This window comes from Shewanella sp. CAL98-MNA-CIBAN-0140 (assembly GCF_040309905.1).
In the GTDB taxonomy this organism is placed as follows: Bacteria; Pseudomonadota; Gammaproteobacteria; order Enterobacterales; family Shewanellaceae; genus Shewanella; species Shewanella psychromarinicola.
Map to the genome: position 1 here is coordinate 85,338 of NZ_JBEOPI010000004.1, position 19,916 is coordinate 105,253.

The 19,916-nt window shown below is 40.0% G+C and carries 16 protein-coding genes; 9 read left to right on the top strand and 7 right to left on the bottom strand.

Annotation, left to right across the window (positions count from 1 at the left end; genetic code table 11):
• The first annotated feature begins 194 nt into the window (after positions 1–194).
• From AAEY93_RS03440 to AAEY93_RS03450, 3 genes are read left to right on the top strand one after another with little or no spacing between them, the layout of a single operon-like run.
• A complete protein-coding gene (locus AAEY93_RS03440) occupies positions 195–1,151 on the top strand; it encodes a DUF4007 family protein (RefSeq protein ID WP_351074996.1) in 957 nt (318 codons plus the stop codon).
• On the top strand, positions 1,144–4,551 hold the full coding sequence (locus AAEY93_RS03445; protein ID WP_351074998.1) for a DEAD/DEAH box helicase family protein: 3,408 nt from the start codon (positions 1,144–1,146) through the stop codon (positions 4,549–4,551). The genes AAEY93_RS03440 and AAEY93_RS03445 overlap by 8 nt, the downstream gene beginning before the upstream one ends.
• Positions 4,544–5,440, top strand: coding sequence for a phosphoadenosine phosphosulfate reductase family protein (locus AAEY93_RS03450; protein ID WP_351075000.1), 897 nt, complete (start codon positions 4,544–4,546; stop codon positions 5,438–5,440). Before AAEY93_RS03445 ends, AAEY93_RS03450 begins: the two co-directional genes overlap by 8 nt.
• Positions 5,441–5,451: 11 nt before the next feature.
• Here the strand turns inward: AAEY93_RS03450 and AAEY93_RS03455 are convergent, their stop codons facing one another.
• On the bottom strand, positions 5,452–6,573 hold the full coding sequence (locus tag AAEY93_RS03455) for a cysteine desulfurase family protein (RefSeq protein WP_351075002.1): 1,122 nt from the start codon (positions 6,571–6,573) through the stop codon (positions 5,452–5,454).
• A 147-nt stretch (positions 6,574–6,720) separates the two neighbouring features.
• On the bottom strand, positions 6,721–6,876 hold the full coding sequence (locus tag AAEY93_RS03460; protein ID WP_351075067.1) for an LPD1 domain-containing protein: 156 nt from the start codon (positions 6,874–6,876) through the stop codon (positions 6,721–6,723).
• 448 nt (positions 6,877–7,324) lie between these two features.
• On the opposite strand from AAEY93_RS03460, the gene AAEY93_RS03465 reads away from it, so the two are divergent.
• Positions 7,325–8,626, top strand: coding sequence for a Xaa-Pro dipeptidase (locus AAEY93_RS03465; RefSeq protein WP_351075004.1), 1,302 nt, complete (start codon positions 7,325–7,327; stop codon positions 8,624–8,626).
• 468 nt (positions 8,627–9,094) lie between these two features.
• Here AAEY93_RS03465 and AAEY93_RS03470 read toward each other — a convergent pair whose 3' ends face one another.
• Positions 9,095–10,006 (bottom strand): LPD1 domain-containing protein, encoded by a 912-nt coding sequence (locus AAEY93_RS03470; protein ID WP_502959547.1) that lies wholly within the window; start codon positions 10,004–10,006, stop codon positions 9,095–9,097.
• 752 nt (positions 10,007–10,758) lie between these two features.
• On the opposite strand from AAEY93_RS03470, the gene AAEY93_RS03475 reads away from it, so the two are divergent.
• Together AAEY93_RS03475 and AAEY93_RS03480 are read left to right on the top strand one after the other, a co-directional pair.
• Entirely contained in the window at positions 10,759–11,211 is a 453-nt protein-coding gene (locus AAEY93_RS03475; protein ID WP_351075008.1) for a DUF302 domain-containing protein, read from the top strand.
• Between the two features lie 331 nt (positions 11,212–11,542).
• Positions 11,543–12,250: an SDR family oxidoreductase gene (locus AAEY93_RS03480; protein ID WP_351075010.1), complete on the top strand. Its 708-nt coding sequence runs from the start codon at positions 11,543–11,545 to the stop codon at positions 12,248–12,250.
• A gap of 441 nt (positions 12,251–12,691) precedes the next feature.
• Here the strand turns inward: AAEY93_RS03480 and AAEY93_RS03485 are convergent, their stop codons facing one another.
• The 4 genes from AAEY93_RS03485 to AAEY93_RS03500 form a co-directional block, all read right to left on the bottom strand.
• On the bottom strand, positions 12,692–13,609 hold the full coding sequence (locus AAEY93_RS03485) for a LysR family transcriptional regulator (protein ID WP_351075012.1): 918 nt from the start codon (positions 13,607–13,609) through the stop codon (positions 12,692–12,694).
• A 75-nt stretch (positions 13,610–13,684) separates the two neighbouring features.
• Positions 13,685–14,785, bottom strand: a complete 1,101-nt coding sequence (locus AAEY93_RS03490; RefSeq protein WP_351075014.1) for a putative porin — start codon at positions 14,783–14,785, stop codon at positions 13,685–13,687.
• A 96-nt stretch (positions 14,786–14,881) separates the two neighbouring features.
• Complete coding sequence (locus AAEY93_RS03495; RefSeq protein WP_351075016.1) at positions 14,882–16,120, bottom strand: NADH:flavin oxidoreductase; 1,239 nt, start codon at positions 16,118–16,120, stop codon at positions 14,882–14,884.
• A gap of 20 nt (positions 16,121–16,140) precedes the next feature.
• On the bottom strand, positions 16,141–16,551 hold the full coding sequence (locus AAEY93_RS03500; protein ID WP_101031267.1) for a cytochrome c3 family protein: 411 nt from the start codon (positions 16,549–16,551) through the stop codon (positions 16,141–16,143).
• A gap of 512 nt (positions 16,552–17,063) precedes the next feature.
• Between AAEY93_RS03500 and gloA the strand changes: the two genes are divergently transcribed.
• From gloA to AAEY93_RS03515, 3 genes are all read left to right on the top strand, one after another.
• Complete coding sequence (gene gloA / locus AAEY93_RS03505) at positions 17,064–17,450, top strand: lactoylglutathione lyase (protein ID WP_101031265.1); 387 nt, start codon at positions 17,064–17,066, stop codon at positions 17,448–17,450.
• Between the two features lie 13 nt (positions 17,451–17,463).
• Positions 17,464–18,561, top strand: coding sequence for an alkene reductase (locus AAEY93_RS03510; protein ID WP_351075019.1), 1,098 nt, complete (start codon positions 17,464–17,466; stop codon positions 18,559–18,561).
• Positions 18,562–18,737: 176 nt separating this feature from the next.
• Positions 18,738–19,598 (top strand): DMT family transporter, encoded by an 861-nt coding sequence (locus AAEY93_RS03515; protein WP_351075021.1) that lies wholly within the window; start codon positions 18,738–18,740, stop codon positions 19,596–19,598.
• The last annotated feature ends 318 nt before the right edge of the window (positions 19,599–19,916 follow it).

The following is a 19,916-nucleotide window of genomic DNA, read 5'->3' on the forward strand; positions in this document are numbered from 1 at the left end:
TTATAACAAAAAAACAACATAATTGTTCATTGTATTCATGAATTTACCGTATTGACTAGTTTACTACAATAAAAAAAAATATTTTAAAAAATGCACTGTACAAATGAACAGTCTTTAGGATAAAGTTCTTTCGTTATTTTGAAAATCAGGCTAGTATCGCCTCTGGACAATTTCTCCAGAGGCACTAATAAGCGATGAAAGCTAAGTTTACAGGTCATGACACTTTCCCTCTGCGCTATGGATGGCTATTCAAGGCAGTTAATCATTTGAATTCAAATGGTAAATTCTCAAGTTCTGATGAAGACAGCATTCGTCAATCGATAGTCGAACTTGGTGTTGGTAAAAATATGGTTAAAGCTATTCAGTATTGGGCTGAAGCTTCTAACGTGATTCATTCTGAACGATCAAATAATTCATTTACTCATTCTGTGTCACAAAATGGCGAATATCTTTTTGGTGGTGAAAGCTTAGAGGATGGAAGAGACCCTTACCTAGAACTGCCTGGCTCAATTTGGTTAGTTCATTTCTGGTTAAATTTTAATGTTGAACATTTGACGGCTTACCGTTACTTTTTTAATTTCGCAAATGTGCAACATTTTGAAAAAACAAAGCTCATCGCTGATTGTTTTGAAGATGCAAAAAAACTCGTTGATAGTGAGCTGGGTAATATTTCTACTATAAAGAAAGATATTGACTGCTTTTTGAATACCTATAGTAAAAAGCTCAAAGCTACTCCATCGAAAAAAAGTATCAACATAGATGAAGACCATTTTATTTCACCTTTGTCTGAATTAAATTTGATACAAGATAACGGTGGCGGTTTTTACATTAGTAACCTCGCTGAACGTCCTGAACTGCCGATCGAAATATTTACTTATGCCCTGCTTGAGTTTTTTAAAACTGAAACTGTAGATTCTAAAGTCAGCACTGTTGATTTCGACTCATTATTGAGTAAACCCTGCTCACCCGGTCGGATATTCCGGTTGTCTGAATCAGGATTAGGTCAAAAACTCGATGAAGTTCAGGGCTTTACTGACAACAATATTTCATGGGTCGATTCATTAGGATTAAGGCAAGTCAACGTTTCTGAATATGCAAAGACCAATAGCACTCACTATTTGAATCAATATTATGGCACTAAAAATGACTGAATCACTCATAACTATCAACCAACGTTATAAAAGCTCTACCCGTATTGATGGTGATAGCGAAGATTTACGGTCCTTTATTGACGATTTTATTCTTCATGGTACCGCCGTTAATGTGCTTGATACCGTCAGTCGCGAATACGATGCTAATGCACAAAGGGTATATACCATTACAGGGCCTTATGGTTCAGGTAAATCTACAGTCGCGTTGTTTTTATCATGTTTATTGTCTACTGATACTAAGTTACGCGATTACGCTACCGAAAAGTTACAATCATCGCCGATCCTCTCGTCCGAATTTCAGAAACGATTTGCAATCAACATTGGTTGGAAAACAGTTAAGCATGTTTGTGGTTTAGAATCGCCAGCAAACAGTATTTTACTAAGTTTGTATATTGCACTTGGTATAACTCACGATGTGAATAAAATTACAGACTTAAATGATGATGAATGTCTTTCTGAAATTAAACAGGTTCTTTCTTCAACGCAAAGCAATGGTGATGGCGTATTAATCTTACTAGATGAAATGGGTAAGGCTTTAGATTATCAATCACGCGCTAATAAAGATTTGCATTTATTTCAAGCATTAGCTGACGTAGTACAACAAGCTAGTCGTCCTGTGTTGATGATAGGTTTCTTACATCAAGCGTTTTCTGATTACGCTAAAAATAAAGATGCAAAAACGCAGCAAGAATGGAGCAAAGTTCAGGGACGCTATCGAGATCTAAGTTTTAATCCATCAATTGACGAATCATTAATCCTCGTTGGTGACTCCATAACTCGCTCAGCTGAAATTTCATCAAAAATAGAAAACAAGTATGCAAAGTTAGTCAATGCTGTCAGTAGTGCTTTCGCTAGTCAACATCGAAATGTTGATGCATTAACCAATACTCTACCACTTGATCCTATTGTTAGTTTACTTCTAGGTCCTGTTTCAAGACGCCGTTTTTCACAAAATGAGCGTAGCTTATTCGGTTTTCTCGCATCACATGAGAAGTATGGTTTTCGTGAGTTTCTAGAAGATAACTATACACAACCTCAAGATGACCTAGTTTTATACAGGCCAGAAATGTATTGGGATTACCTTCACCATAATTTGCATCACTTAATTGTGACATCGCATGATAGTAAAGCATGGTTGGAAGGTTGTGATGCTATATATCGTGCGGAGCAAAAAGGTAGTGATCTTCATGTTTCAATAACGAAAGTTATTGCACTATTAACTATTTTTGGATTTCATCATCAGCTTCATGCAAAGAAAGATTTCATAAAACACTATTTTGTGTCTCGTGGGTTTAAAAATAGTGAAATTGTTGCTGCATTAGATGATTTACAAACATGGACTGTCATTATTTACCGACAGAAACATGATGCTTTATTTGTTTTCCAAGGTAGTGATATCGATATCAACACATTGATAAGTGAGCGTGTCGAAGCAGTTAGTCAAGGTGTTGATTGGACAACGGTTTGTGATTTGCCGCAAAATATATTAGCGACGGCACACTATCACAAAACTGGCACGATGAGATGGGCAACAACTAAGCTCATCAATAAAGTCGAAAAATCTTTACTTGAACAGCTCAATACTGAACCGAAAACAGGCGAGGCTTTCCTTACGTTTGTTTTATCGGTATCACCCGCTGTGACGCAAATGTTTAAAGAAATTGCATCAAATCCAGAAAAATTAGGTCATTGCGTTATCGGTGAGTATGACGATTTTAGTATTCTACAAACAGCGGCCATTGAGCTGATCGCACTTAAGCAAATCCTTAAAGATGAGCAGAAAATTACACATGACTTGATCGCCAAGAACGAGTTAGAAAACCGCATCATCTTTGCACAACAAAATGTAGAAAAAGAACTGCAACATATCTACAAAAATGCACAGTGGACGCATTGGAATAATCCATTACCCCCCTCATCTCCTCTGACTTCATTGGCGTCTGTAATTGCAGAAGAAATCTATCACAAAGCACCAATTGTAATTAATGAGTTAGTTAACCGCTCTAAACCTTCTGGTAGTGCAAACAGTGCAATTCGTAAATTGATGAATGCAATGTTTGTAAATGGGGACCAAAAAGATTTAGGCTTCGATGAAAATAGCTTCCCTCCAGAGAAAGGCTTATATCTATCGTGTTTAAAGAGCAAGGGTTGGCATAATTATACTCCTGAGGGTTATTTATTTCCCAAAACATGGAGTAAAGAAACCATAGATGCTAATCCAAAGATGTATGCACTTTGGCAAGATGGTTTTGCTTTTATAAAAAAGAATTCAACCACAGCACATGTATCCATCGCACAATTATATGAACGTTGGATGTTGCCACCTTTTGGCTTAACAACTGGGCTTTGTCGCATCTATGGATTAGCGCTGTTAAAGTCACTTGAAGGACAAATCGCTTTTTATGATTGGGATTCTACTAATCAGTTTATTTTTATTCCTGAATTAGATGAGGAATTGGTTAATAAAATCTATAAGCACCCACATGAAGCTGCGGTACGATATTTTGAAATATCAGATATTCAGAGTCATTTGTTAGATAATTTAGCTCAAGCTACAATTGGAAATACTAAGACTGACAGTGCTATTTTGAATATAGCAAAACACATTGTTGGAATAGTCCATAAGCTACCATCTTGGGTTAAAAAAACTAGTGGAGAGAGCTTTAGTGGTAGCCAACAAAATGGATTAACTAAAGAAGCAAGAGACTTTAGAAACAAAGTCATTGGCGCTAGCGATCCTTTTAAACTTATCTTAGAAGATTTGCCTGCTGTGTTTGGTTTTGACAAAAACGACCCTGCTTTAGAAGATCAATTGGGTTATAAACTGAGAACTGCAATTGAAGATTTAAGCGCTCAAAATGATATTTTATATAATGGATTCAAACAAATAATCATTGAGACGTTAGGTGAAGAATTTAATAACAATCTCAAAACACGTTGTAAATTTGTTGAGGGCATAGCCAAGCGACCTAATGTCAAAGAGCTCGCTAAACGAATAGGTCAGTGCATTAATAATCCGAGTAAATTTGAATTTGTTATTAATCTTGCAACGGGTGCTCCTGAACGAAATTGGACCGACAAACATCTTCGTAACGGCTTAGATGAACTGCAAAATTTATGTGTTCAATTCAGACGTATTGAGTCATTTGGTAATTTACAAACCAAAGGTAGTTCAAAACCTCTGGCATTCATCACTACCAATAGTGAAGGTAAGCATCAAGAATTTGGTGGATTTATACAGTACGATTTAGAAATGGATAGCGACGTTTTGCAAGTTGTAGAAAAAATAAAGTCGTCTTTCTCTGATTTATCTAAAGAGAAACAATTGGCCGCTTTAACTAACATGCTAACAAATTTGATGGAACAAAGTGAAAGCGTAACAGAGGTTGTTAATGACTGAAAAAGTTAAACATGTTCTAGGGTTGTCTGGCGGCAAAGACAGTAGCGCCTTAGCATTATTTGTCAAAGAAACGTATCCCGAATTAGAAGTTGAATACTTCTTTACTGATACCGGCTACGAGCTACCAGAAACCAACGAGTTTATTGATAAACTTGAAGAAAAACTGGGTTATATTCACCGTTTAAATGCACGATCATTAAACAATATTGAAGGTCGTGGCGAAAAAGACTTTGCACACTTGCTAAAAGAGCACGGTAACTACCTGCCCTCACAACGTGATCGCTGGTGTACCGTGCAAATGAAACTAAAACCATTTGAGCAATGGTTAGATAGTTTTATTAAAGACGGTTATAAGATTAAAAACTACGTCGGAATTCGAGCTGACGAGCCTGAAAGAACGGGATACATGACCATAGAGAAACCTATTGAGTCTGTATTCCCTTTCAGAAAACATGGCATTGTTAGAAGTGATATTGAAAATATCCTTCAACGTAATGGGTTAGATCTTCCTGAATATTACAAGTGGCGTTCACGTTCGGGTTGTACTTTTTGCTTCTATCAGCGAAAAATTGAATGGGTAAAGCTGATGGAAAAGCACCCTACTTTATTTGAAGAAGCGAAAGCTTTTGAGAAAGGTGATGATAGTAATAGTACTACCGGTGAGCGCTTTTATTGGATGGGCCAAGGTCAACCTCTTGAAACTTTAGAAGATCCAGAAGTACAAAAACGCATCATTGAAAACCATGAGAAAAAAGTTGCTCGTTTTAATAAAAAGAAACGTAGCAATGCTTTGTTAGGTGATTTTGGTGGTGTATGTGATTTTGGGGAACTAGACGACATATACGATGAAGCCGAAGGTGGTGGAGCTTGTGTCACCTGCTACAAATAAATAAAAAGCGACTATCTAGTCGCTTTTTTTACAGCTTTAATAAATGTATCTATTTGTTCAAACGTCACATCAAGTGGAAAACTAAGTCTAATAGTATCTTCAGCTTGTTCACGCGTTAAACCTAAAGATGTTAATACATGTGAAGCTTCGATTTCTTTTGAAGAACAAGCTGAGCCTTGTGCTAGGCTAAGTTTTTGATCATTATCGCGGATCATTAACGCTACGTTGGTATTCAATAATGTTAAGGATAAACAATGAGGTAAGATTTTAGTTCGACCATTTATTTTAAAGCCAATCCCTTCATTAGTGAGCCCTTCAATTAAGTACTCTTTTGTGCACATTTCAGAAAACAATTGGTAATATTTCGGGAAAAAATCAATAGCGGTGCCATAACCGATAATCAACGGCGCAGCAATTGTTCCTCCTCTTAAGCCTTGCTCTTGACCAGCGCCATGAATAACCGGCAAAAGCTTTCTATGGCGTAAATCTCGTATGTAGATCGCACCAATGCCTTTTGGACCACCGACTTTGTGAGCGGAAAATGACATGACATCTATATTAAGATCATCGACATCGATCTCTGTTTTGCCATAACTCTGCGCTGCATCTGAGTGGAATATAACTTTGTTTTCAGAACACAATTTACCAATTTCACCAATCGGATTAATTGTTCCTAATTCATTATTAACGTGCATGATTGACACTAGAGCCGTTTTTTCGTTAATAGCATCCTTGACATCATTTGGACAAATAATGCCATCCACATTAGGTTTAATATAAGTGACTTCAAAACCAATCGATTTAAAATAATCACATATCGCTAATACACACTTGTGCTCAATTGTGGAGGTGATTATATGGTTTTTGCCTGCAGGGATGTCACCACTTAACAGTAAGCTTTTAAAAGCGATGTTATTTGATTCTGTTGCGCCACTGGTAAACACAATTTCACTTGGGTAAGCACCGATTGAATCCGCTAGTTTTTCTCTTACTTGATCAATTTCCTTCTGGACAATAGACCCCATCAAATGACTGGATGCTGAATTTGCATAAAATGTCTCAAACGCATTCATCAGAGAAATTTTAACTTCAGGCAATAGAGGATATGAGGCTGCGGTATCAAAGTAGATCATAAGAGTATTTATCGGTAAATTATTTGTTTAAATATTATCACATGTTGAACTCTAGGATTATGAAAAATTTAATAAAACATACCAATCTACCAGCATAATTTTGGTGTTTATTATATTGAAAAACCATCATCCGCTTTGCTTATAAAACTATATACCTAAAGGTTCAAAATATTCCATCATCGCTTGATATATTTCATGGCAGCGCTGCGCGCCAGAATAAGCGTCATGTTTAACAAGTGCCGAGTCAATGGTGCTTTTGACTAAGTATGGATTGGAGATACTGGCATAATCCTGCGAATACATTTCAATGCAGGCTTCAACCAAAATACGCGTGCCATCATTTAGGTAGGTTTGCCAAAGTAATGGCAGCGTTTATGTTTATCGAGTGAGATGGAGCGACGCACATAGTCGTGCGGTTCTTTGCAGTGGCAACTCTATGAATGGCGGTAAGAATCGAATTAGAGATGGTGATTTATTGTTATTAGAACGCGTTACACCCATTAAACTGCCCTTTATTACTTTCTGCTAATACAAATTGATACACAAATTATTACGTGTAACGTTAACAAGTTGTTAATATGCTTTGTAAAATCGAGTCTTTATCGCTCGTATGCTTTTTAAGCTATGTGCAAACAGACGTTTAAGCAGAGAAAGGGCTGGCTATACCTAGTGCTATTCCTAGTGCTATTCCTAGTACGATGCAAAATAAACAATGTCGGCTCCTAACAATAACAACCAAGGATTTTTACAAATGGCCTCGCCTTTAAAAAATAATAAAATTAATGCGATTAAGATCGCCCTTAGCCTAAGCTTAGGAGCCTCGGTTCTTTGCCCTGCTTTTGCCCAAGACACGCTGATTTTAGCCGATGCTTATATCGACGTTGCTAAAGGTAAAAGTGTTAATGATGCTGCGATTATCGTATCAGACAATCAAATAATTAAGGTTACCACCGCTGCAAACATCACCAATAAAGCCGATTACAACTTGGTCGATCTCAAGGGTAAAACGCTGGTGCCTGGGGTGATGGATATGCACGTGCATTTATCTGGCGATGCTGAAGATAACTTTTTAGAGTCGATGAATTATTCAGTGCCAAGACAAACCGTTAAAGCGGTTAAAAATGCCCAGAAAACCTTACTTGCAGGCTTTACTACAGTGCGAGACTTAGGCGCATCGGGTTATTCCGTCATTGCTACTCGCGATGGAATTAACGAAGGTGATATCCCAGGACCACGCATATGGGCCGTGGGTAATGCAATAGGGATCACTGGTGGTCATTGTGACGACAACTTCCCCGCACCAGAAGCCCACGCCCAAGCCCAGGGTGTTGCCGACGGCCCTTGGGAAGTGCGCACTAAAGTACGTGAAAACATTAAATACGGTGCCAATGCGATTAAAGTCTGTGCCACTGGCGGGGTATTTTCTAAAGGCACCCAAGTTGGCGCCCAGCAGATGACTTATGAAGAGCTCAAATCTGCCGTGGATGAAGCCCATCTGCGAGGCCTTGTTATCGCCGCCCACGCCCATGGTACTAGCGGCATTAAAGATGCGATACGCGCGGGTATCGACAGCATTGAACATTGTAGTTTTATGGATGATGAAGCCATTAAAATGGCATTGAAAGCGGGCACTTATTTGTCTTGCGATATTTACAACACTGAATACACCCTAGCCTTCGGCGCGGCGAATGGCGTACCAGAAGCCAATATCAATAAAGAAAAGCAAGTGTCACAAGCCCAGCGTGACAGCTTTAGAAAAGCCGTTAAGGCCGGCGCCAAGATGGTGTTTGGTTCAGATGCGGCTATTTATCCCCATGGAGACAATGGTAAACAGTTTTCACGCATGGTGACCTTTGGTATGACACCGTCTCAAGCCCTGCAGGCCGCGACGGTAAATAGTGCCGCACTGCTAAAACAAGATAATTTAGGCCAGATCAAAGCGGGTTTCTTGGCCGACATTATCGCCGTAGACGGCAATCCGCTGGATAACATCAGCCTAATGGAAAACGTCACCTTTGTGATGAAAGACGGCGTGGTTTATAAAAAACAGTAAACCATTACTAAAGGGCCATTCTTTATAAACAATTATTTTGAGCAATGAGTTTTGAATAATTTGTGTTGAGTAATTGGTTTTGAGTAATGGGTTATAAGCAAGCCATTAACGGTATTGTTCAAGGTAGATATAAGCTATTCATTATGGGTCGTTAGCAATAAGCTTCAATACCTTTACCAATCTAAAACGCCAAGGCCTAGCTATTAAGCTGGGCCTTTTTTATTATCTAAACTTAACATGTAGTTGCACGATCTCATGACAGTGAACATTTAGTTTAGTGCTTATCTAGCTCAAGGCTATTGGATTCAAGACTGCTTATTCTGCTCAAGGGCGATTATCTCGTTCAAGGCCATTTATCTCGTACAAGATCATTTATCTCATTCGAGACTGTACATTCATATCAAGGCTATTTATCTCGTTCAAGGTCATTTATCTCGTTCAAGACTGTGCATTCTACTCTGGGCTGCTTTACCCGTTCTGCTTATCAAACGCGATTCCCAAAGGTTCAAAATATGCCAATAGGGCTTGGTAAATCTCAGCGCAATGTTGTGCGTCTGGATAAGCGCCGTGTTTGGCTAAGGGGGAGTTGATAGTGCTGTTGACTAAGTAAGGGTTAGTTATATCGGCATTGGCTTGTGAATACATTTCAATACTGGCTTCAAAGGCGCGAGCCATCATTTCAGTAGGTTTAGCAAAATATTGGCTGCGTTGCAGTTTATCTAATGCAATTGAGCGCCGCACGTACTCATGTGGTAAGGAAGCATGTGATGAGGTTACACCTGGTAAAGCAGCATCGAGTAAAGAACCGTGTGGCTCTTGGCTGCTGGCATTCAAAAAGGTGATTTCGAATAATTTGGATAATTGCTGGTTAAGTGGATGAGCAATTAACGATTTGTCGGCAAGCCAATGGTCGGTGGCACAAGCATATCGGTTAGCACCGCTCATGTAGGCATCTGGGCTCAACAGACTGTCATCAATAAACATTTTGTCAGCGATATAGTGATCGAATGCATGCCAAAACTCATGGGCTAACGCCCCTGCTCCGGCATTTTTAGCTAAGGCTAGCTCACGATATGCTGGTGAATAATGTGCCTGAACCCCCTTTTGGCCGCCATGCCCAAAGGCAAAGCGCAAACTACCACGTAAGCCAATGAGCTCAGGCGGCACGCCTAGAATATTGGCTAAGTCGGCTAGCGAATCAAATATTAGATTTGCCGCAAGCGCAGACTCTTCTCGATTAACCCATTTACCGACACGGATATGCTGCAAACCAAAGGTATGCTTGATGTCGAGAAAACTGACCGAATCGCCATTACGATAGTCAGGCCCTATACGTTCAAAATGACGTTGATGATTAAGCAAAGAATGATGTGAAGCCAAACATACCTCGAAGTAAAACAAAAAAAGCATGCTGAGTTTACAACATGTGCATACCATGTCTATAGCGTAAACATGCCGAAAAGCGGTCTAAAGAGCAGTCCAAATAACGGCACTATACTCGCGGATTAGCCTCACATAATAATCGAATAAATATTCTTATTTATGCAAAAACAAAAGGCTTACCCTGCAAGGATTTTTATCTTCCATTCATTTAACTGCATATTTACGCATTGTTCCGTGCAACTGTTCAAATAAAAACCAATATATAATTAGTAGGTTAATTTATTGGTGCATATTACGTCCACCAGCACTTGATGGATCGTATACATTACGATTCTTTATTACGTCTCTTCATTACGTCTCTTCATTACGATATGCGCCTAAGGAGTAAACAGCAGTATTGGGGGGATCACTTAAGTATCACTAATTGAATTCCTATTTAAGCCTGTTCGCAGTACGATGGTTTAAATTTAATTTTTCATGGCGGATTTATGATTTATACCGCGACTGAAACCATTCCTAGCCGGGACGTTATGGATGGTTCGTCCAAAATAATGACTTTGGGTACTGCAGTTAAATTAGGGACGCGCTGATAAAGTGCCCTGAAACTTAATTCATAACTTAATTCATATTAGCGCTCGCGTAGAACAAATGCTTAGCTAAGAATTTATCACTATTTTTATAACGCTGCTTGTGCCCGCGTTTTATGCCGAAGTGCCACTATTCATCAAACATACCTAATAGGTGACTTTATGATTAGAAATATTTGCTTAGCCGTTGCCGTCTTATTCGCTTCGACTCATGCTTACGCGTTAGAGAGCCTTATCACTGTTGCAAGCCATTACTCGGCCAAAGAAACGGCAGATAGGTTTGAGACAATCATAAAAGATAAAGGGTTTACGGTTTTTTCCCGAATTGATCATCAAAAAAATGCCGCCGCAGTGAACTTAGCACTGAAGCCAACTGAAGTGATAATTTTCGGAAATCCTAACATCGGCACCCAATTGATGCAGTGTAACCAGCTTGTCGCAATTGACTTGCCACAAAAGGTATTGATTAGCGAGGATGCTGATAACAAGGTTTGGCTGTCGTATAACAACCCGAAGTACATTAAACTGCGTCATAATATTGCCGGCTGCGATAAGGTTATTAACAAAATATCGGCTGCTCTCAATACATTAAGCATTGCTGCAACGTCCAAATAGTTACTTCGCAGCTGGTCATTTGAGCAAGGTAGTTCGCGCGAGTATGTTGAACGCTCATTTACAGCCACCAGCTTATGAATTCAGAGCAAGTATACGAGGAACAAGCAGAGCATGACAATGATCACTCAGCCATTGTGGTTGATCGTAATACTGCCGCATTGTTGGTATTACTCTTCCTATCGCAGCACAGAATAAACATTTCGATTTACATCCACAATGGCACAACGACAAGATAATATTTATCAATGTTTTACATCTATATTTTGCATCTATATTTATCAGAAGAAGTTATCAGAATAATTAGATAAAACAATCGATTTAGAGGTTTTTAATGAATAGTGAAGTGGTATTAATCACCGGTGCGAATAGAGGCATTGGTCTAGCGTTAACAGAGCAATATCTTGTCAACGGTTGCAGCGTCATAGCGACCTGTAGAGATGACGCGACAAAGACTGATCTTATGTCTTTAAAGGCTCAGTTTACTGACAAATTATTCATTGAATCGATGGATATCACGAGTCCTGAAACAATCAATCGCTTAGCGAATAAGCTCCGTCAGCAAAATATTAGTCTCGATTTAATTGTTAATAATGCGGGCTTTTTAGATCGAGATAATCACAGTATCCATGCTATCGATTATGCTGACGCTGAAATGTGTTTTAAAGTGAATGCGCTCGGGCCATTATTTTTAACCCATTGTTTACTAACTCTATTGAATAAAACACGTTTGTGCAAAATAGCGATTATCTCGTCTTCTAAGGGATCGCTATCACAACCACAAGGTGTCGATTGGTATGGTTACCGAATGTCTAAAGCCGCAGCCAATATGCTAGCCATCAATTTATCGACTGAACTTGTTGATGATAATGTCGCGGTGGTCTCTGTTCATCCTGGCTGGGTGCAAACTGAAATGGGCGGCAGCTCTGCACAGGTAAAGGTTAATGATTCCGCGCTTAGGATTATCAAAGTGATTAACAATTTATCTATTCACAATACCGGTCAGTTTTATGATGTTAGCGGTGAGCAACTGCCGTTCTAATCAACCCGTCAATCCGTACAACAAATCACTAATCTTTATGTTGGTAATTCGTTTATACCTTGGGTCGAAATTTGGGCGTCTGTTAGTGCGCAAATATGGTGCTGATGATGTTTGTGTTACGCAAATAACTAACAAATTGACCGATATACACCTAAACATTAGATAATGCGCATTGATGTTTGCCCGCGACATGCATTAAAGGTTTAAATAGAGAAGATATTGTTTTAACTTGTTTATCCTTGATATTGTTATGATGTCTGTATGTTAACCAGCATAGATTGGTAACATTAATTAAATCGACAGTTCATTATATTGACATTAACACAATTAAGATGTTGTTTATCTTTCCCTGCCGCATAGCGGCTTAATTCAACAAACCCTTAATGTTGACTGGTAACGCGCTGTATTGGTAATGCTTTGACAGCAAATCAATATTAAAGCTTATAGCAGGCTGGGTAACTCCTTTTTCAAAAATTCAATAAAGGATAACACCTTGATAGAGGAGCTCGTTCCGCGATAGCACACCGCACTGATTTCTCTTTTTTCATCAATTGTTTGATCTTTTAATACCTCAATTAACTTGCCGCTATTACGATCTGCTTTGGTCATAAAGTCAGTGATACACGCTATACCTGTGCCAGACAGGGTCATTTTTCTTAACACTTCACCACTAGAAGCTACAACACGGGGAGAAACCCGAAGGTTCTGACTTTTACCATCTTCAATCGGCCATGTGTTAAGGATCGAGGGGCCTTCAAGACCGAGTAATATGTGATTGTTTAAATCTTCTATTGAGTTAGGAAAGCCATACTGACGAAGATACTCTGAGCTGGCCAATAAACGTCGTTTACTCGAGCCTATGTGAGTAACTTGATAGCTATTTTCAGTCAGTGGCGCGACGCGCAGCGCAATATCTACTTTCTTCTCAATAATATCAATTATCTCTTCGTTGTTTTGTAACTCAATATTGACCTGTGGATATTGGGTTAAATACTTCTTTAGAATGGGGCTGATGAGGTGAACTAATACCGGTGATGCACCATTAATCCGTAAGGTACCCGATGGCGTCGCACCATTAGATCTAAATTCATCCTCAATGTTGTTCACTGATGCGGTGATCTCTTTGGCATGGGCGAGTAACTTCAGTCCATCCGCAGTAAATTCAATCTTTCTGGTGTTACGCATTATTAATGATGTACCGAGCTTAGTTTCTAATCTCGACAGGCTGCGGCTGATTGTTGACGGCATGACACCAATATCAACAGAGGCACAACTTATAGAACCTGAATTATAGACAGCTAATAAAATCCGCAGCTCGTCTAAGGTTACGTACTCATTCAACATCTTTTCTTTTGTCATCGGTGTAACCTATCGAGTATGTCTACCCTATCAAGTAATTAGGCCAATCGCATGGACTGGCCTATGTCTGTTATCTTAGAAGTAGTAGCCAAGATTGATGTTTACTTTTTTGTCCCAATCGCCAAAGGCATCTTGCAAGCCAACATGATTACTACGTGAAGACCAAAGCATGTTCTTGCCCACAATAAAATCGAACCAGGCAAAGAGTGGCCCGTTTGCAACACTGATACCGGTAACGTTCTGATAGCTATTATCGAATTCGTCTTGCTCAGGCATCAATACGTTAAAGTCGTTGTAGATTTTTAAATCACCCCAAGCAGAGGTAAGCTTTCTGGATACATTGACGGTGACTGCAGAGGCTTCTGATGCAATCTCATAAGCACCACCGCATACGCTCATTGCCACGGCATTTTGATCCGATGTGGCGGTATCAAATTGGTATTTCAGGTACTGAGCCTGCACATTCCACGCATCCATTGTACCGTCATAATGGACGGCATATGCATAACGATTGTCATTATTACCGGTAGCATTGTCGTACATTTGCCCATACTCAACCGATGCACCAATAGTAGATTTTATACCAAAAGTGTCAACAAAGAAGGATTGACGCAAGTTAACTTGATTTGACTCCTCTGCGGTGTACTCGGTGCCATTAATATTACCAGTGTAAAGATCGGCTGCGAACCGATTGGTTAATGATGCAGAGTTTTCAGCACCTTTGAAGAAAGCCACATCGGTGCGGTAACCATCGCCATCGTACTGAACAGAAAAACCTGCGTCGTAGTCATCCTCAAAGCCTACGTAATACTGTAAACTTAACCAATAACTATTAGAAATATATCCTATATTACCAAATGGAACCTTGGCGATACCCGCTCTAATCGTGGTGTTGTCATTAGGCTTGTAGTAAGCAAAACCATGTTTAATGGCATCAAAATCAGCTCTCAAGCGATATTCCATAGAGACACCAAAATCGTCTTTTTCGCCGTTAAACGAAATTGCCGCAACCTCAAATTTCATATCACCGAGTTTATCTTGAGATGCATCGTCATAGTCCACATAGGCATAATTTGCGCGTACCATGCCGCCAATATCATAATTATCTGCGGCTATGGCTGGACTGCTTAACATTGTTGCGGTAGCAAGTAGGGTAAATATTTTTGTTTTGTTCATCGTTAATATTTCCATCAATAATGTTGATGACCGCACTGAGTTATTAGTTTTTATGCGGTCAATTAGGTAAACCAACTCAATAAATTGGTTAAATAGTTAATGCCCGGCAGGGATATAGGCGCGCGATACATTGAGAACACATTGCGATTTTTGAGTGCCATAGTTGGCGATACACCAGTTACACGACAAACAGCGTGGCTTGTGGTTTGGATCTTGTTTCCAGTTGTTGGCTAAATTTGGTTCAGATAACATGGTTCGACCAAAACCAAATGCTTCAATATTGCTAACTTCTGCGAGAATTTTTTCCATTAGATGTGGTGAGCGATTGCCCCCAGTCACCATCATTGGAACATCAACATGTTCGCTGATGTATTTAGCATCATCGGCAAAATAGGATTGGTCTTTCTCGTCCTGAAGCTCAGGATGAAACTCCCCCATTCCGCGCACTTTATTACCGCCACTGATATCCAATGCCGTAATACCACGCTTAACTAAGCCTTTAATGACAAATAGGTTTTCATCTTGAGTATTACCACCCGCTTGACTGCCCAAGTAATCACGGCCATGAACCTTGGCAATAATTGGGTAGTCAGCACCGACAGCGCCACGAACGGCTTCTAAAATTTCAAACGCAAACCGAGCACGGTTTTCTATTGGGCCGCCGTATTCATCGGTTCGATCGTTGTAGTAAGGGAATAAGAATTGACTCACTAGATAATTGTGAGCGAAATGCAATTCAATGGCATCGAAACCCGCTTTTTTAGCTCTGAGAGCGGCATCGATAAATGATTGAATGGCAAATTTAATGTCATCTTTAGTCATGACTTTATTTGGCACTGTGCCATAAATAGGGTGTGGCACTTTAGATGCGCCATAGACTACGCGGTGGTCAATACGATAGTCACTCTGTGGGCCAACCATTGCTAACTGTACGGCTATTTTAGCGCCATGATCGTGGGCATTTTTGACCACTTTTTGATATAAATCGATCTGAGAGTCTTCATATAAGCCCGTACCCGCTTGGCCATATTGATCGTCCTTCATTATGTAAGTCAGACCGGTGATGATAAGACTAACTCCACCTTGAGCGAGTTCGCGATGGACGCGCATCAAATCTTCAGTAGGATCACCATCGACAGTGGCGCGATACTGAGACGTAGCAGAACGGATAAGTCTGTTTTTTAGGGTTAATGTGCCTAGTTTAACTTCTTCAAATAGTTTGCGTGTAGACACGGGAGCTGCACTGCTTGCATTACTACCAAATGCGACTGTGGTTGATGCGCTTGCAGCAGCAATGCCCATAAATTTTATTAATGTACGACGGTCGATACTCATAATTACCTCAATTCAAATTATTATTTATGGCAGCCGGAATTTGTGCATCCAGTTAAGCTAGGCTTGTCTTTACTTCTGGTCTTTTGCTCTTTGATATGACAAGACATACAGCGAGTTCCAAGATCACCTGGCAGTGCTTTACGACCATGAATGATGTTGAAGTAAGCGTTATCTTCAGACTTGTCTTTCTTCGCGGTAGAGTGACAGCTTGCACATTTGTAGGAGGTAAAGCTCATTGCGCGTTGTTCGTTTTGGTGATGGCATTGAGTACATTCCACTTGTGCGTGACGCAAGTGATCAAACGTAATCGGCTTGGATGTTTCGTGCATAGGTAGAATGGCTTGCGGTACTTCTTGTTTTACCGTCTCCGATAAGACGGGCATCGAAATAGCTGCAAGTAATATCGCAGCAATGGTTAATCTGGTTTTCATAATGCTTCCCAATGTTTATTTGACCAAAATATTTCATCACGGCTTCATTGATGCTTCAACGCAACTGGCGCAATACTCTTTTGCAGAAATAAAAAACAAGCTACTATCTTGTTTTAATTAATAAAAACTAATTAATGGGACTGTGTATTATCGTGGGGAAATGCGCAAAAATGAGCGTTTTTTTGAGGTTATTAGTGATGTTAAAGGCAGTTTGCACTTGTACTATGAGGGTGATCACATTGTTGGTTTTCTGTTTTTATATCATTTTTGAGGCAAAACTATTTTTGAAATTTTTGTAGCAAAGCATTTGATATTTCATTGTTCGAAGCCAATTAATAACAAAATTTTATTAAAATGATAAACTATCATAATTTAATGTTCTCATTGTTTTAGCGTATATTGTTCCCATCGGCAATAACTCATCATCAATACGCACAACGTATACTGTTCCTTTCGAGTTCAGTGATGCGTTTTAACGTGACGGTCAAAATAGACGGTCTAAAGAGAGATTTATGAAATTTTTACACACTATGTTAAGGGTCATTGACCTAGAAAAATCAATTGAGTTTTATATCAATGTGCTGGGTATGAAAGTGCTAGAAAGAACCGAAAACAAAGACTACCGCTACACCTTAGTTTTTGTGGGTTATGGCACTCAAGCAGACAGCACCACAATTGAATTAACCTATAACTGGGATACCAATGAGTATGACCATGGTAATGCTTTTGGTCATATTGCGCTGGGTGTAGAGGATATTTATAGTGCCTGTAATGACATTAAAGCACGCGGTGGCAAAGTAACCCGTGAACCAGGACCGGTAAAAGGTGGCTCAACCCACATCGCCTTTATCGTCGATCCTGATGGATACCAAATTGAACTTATCCAAATTAGCAAGTAAAGAGGAATACAGAATGAACAATGCACTATTTCAACCAATACAGCTCGGTAAACTCTCTTTAAACAATCGTATTGTTATGCCGCCAATGACGCGCTCGCGCTCAACCCAACCGGGTAATGTCCCCAATGAGATGATGGCTGAATATTATGCTCAACGAGCATCAGCAGGTCTTATTGTTACAGAAGGCACCCAAATATCAGTAATGGGCCAAGGCTACGCATGGACGCCAGGTATTTATTCTGCAGAACAAATTGCCGGATGGCAGAAGGTCACTGAAGCGGTTCATGCACAAAATGGCATTATCTTCGCCCAGCTTTGGCATGTTGGTCGAGTGTCTCACCCTGATAATATCGGTGGTCAACAACCTATTTCGTCTTCCGCACTAAAGGCAGAAAATGTAAAAGTGTTTGTTGATAACGGTAACGAACCCGGTTTTGTTGATGTTGTCATACCACGAGAAATGAGCAAAGCTGACATTGAGCATGTGATTGGCGAGTATCGTCAAGCAGCGTTAAATGCGATTGAAGCCGGTTTTGATGGCATAGAACTGCACGCCGCTAACGGTTACTTGATTAACCAGTTTATCGATTCTGAAGCGAATAATCGTACCGATGAATATGGCGGCAGTATTGAAAACCGTTTGCGTTTTCTTGGCGAAGTGGTTGCCGCAATGACGCAGGCCATTGGCGCTGATCGTGTTGGTGTTCGTCTTGCGCCATTCACATCGCTAAATGGTACTGTTGATGCAACACCGATAGACACCTACATTGCCGCGGCTGTATTACTTAATAGCCTCAATGTAGTCTATATCCATGTGGCTGAAGTAGATTGGGATGATGCCCCAGAGACGCCAACAGTATTTAAAGATACGGTTCGCGACGTTTATAAAGGTGTGCTTATTTATGCGGGACGTTACAACGGCGAAAATGGATCTCAGGCCATTGATGCTGGTGTAGCAGATATGATTGGTTTTGGCCGACCATTTGTCTCCAATCCAGATCTGGTAAACCGTATTAAGCATAACTATCCATTAGCGTCTCACAACCCAGAGACATTATTTGGTGGTGGTGAACGCGGGTATACTGATTACCCCAAATACAGCCCAAGCTAATATAACCTCAGCTCAAGTTAAGGTTAACAGGTGAGCGATTCTAACCTTAGGTTGGTATCGCTTCGTGCCTATTTGCAGTCTATCACTCACGACATCTCTTTTGGTTTTCTCGTATCATTGCGACTGACCAAGAGCCTTGCCCCTTTTCCCATCCCTCAGCTGGAACTAACCGTTTAATGAAAACAGAAGCATTGCGCGGGAAAATATTCTTATTACTGGCCACAATGCTTGCTGCTGTGGGTTGGATAGCCTCCAAACTTGTTATTTTAGAGATGCCTGGAGAGATGTTTATTGCTGCCCGCTTCTTAATGGCGAGTCTGATTTTATGGCCATTTTGTTATCAGCAGATTTTTGCACTCAGGCCTAAGCAAATTGCAGCGCTTGGTGGCGTTGGCATAGTGCTAGCCGCTTCGATTGAAGTTTGGGTTCACGCCATTACCATTTCTAATACCCTCTCTGAGGGAGCTTTTATCATGAGTTTGGCGATGATTATTGCCCCGTTTATTTCTTGGCTATTATTCAAAGTAAAACCTAACCGCATGTTTTGGATATCGCTGCCTATTACTTGTATAGGCATTATGTTATTGACCATCACAACTGGCTGGCAAGTTGATAATAGCCAGTGGTTTTTCTTATTATCATCGGCACTGCTGTCATTGCATTTTGTGTTGAATAAGCGGGTCTTGACCAATATAAAACCGTTAACATCCATCTGCGTACAATTATTCATGGTTGGTATTGTAGGCAGTGTGTTTATGGCTGCGGTTTCACCTGAACGTTTTGAGATTAATGGTCATGTACTATTTTGGTTTGCGGTATCAACGGTTATCGCAACCAGTGTGCGTTATTTGCTCCAAACTGTCGGCCAGTTTAGCGTTAAAATTGAAACCGCTTCGCTGATCATGATTTTAGAACCCATTTGGACATTAATATTATCGATCAGCGTGCTTGATGAAGTGGTTGAAATGCAAAAGCTCATTGGTGGCGGGGTTATTCTGTTGTCACTGTTTATTTACATCAAATATTCTAAAAGTTAGCACCCTCACAATTAACACTTCTATTACAGAGGCTTAGCCGTTAACTCATCCTTAGCCTGTTCATCCAAATGCCTCCTTTGGATAAATGCTTAAGTGATGTCTGAGTCGTTGAATGTCTATTTGCACTCTCTATCTTTACTCTCATTGTTTCTAATTCCCCCGCTTGTGGTGTTTCCCCATTTGTTGTGTTCCCCCGTAGCAGCAAGATCGTTTTTTGGCCAACCTTGATGGTATCTACACAATCAAGTTTCGACACTATCACCCGCAGAAGTACCCGATGACAGGCTCTATATAATGAAAATCCGAGACTATTTGTCA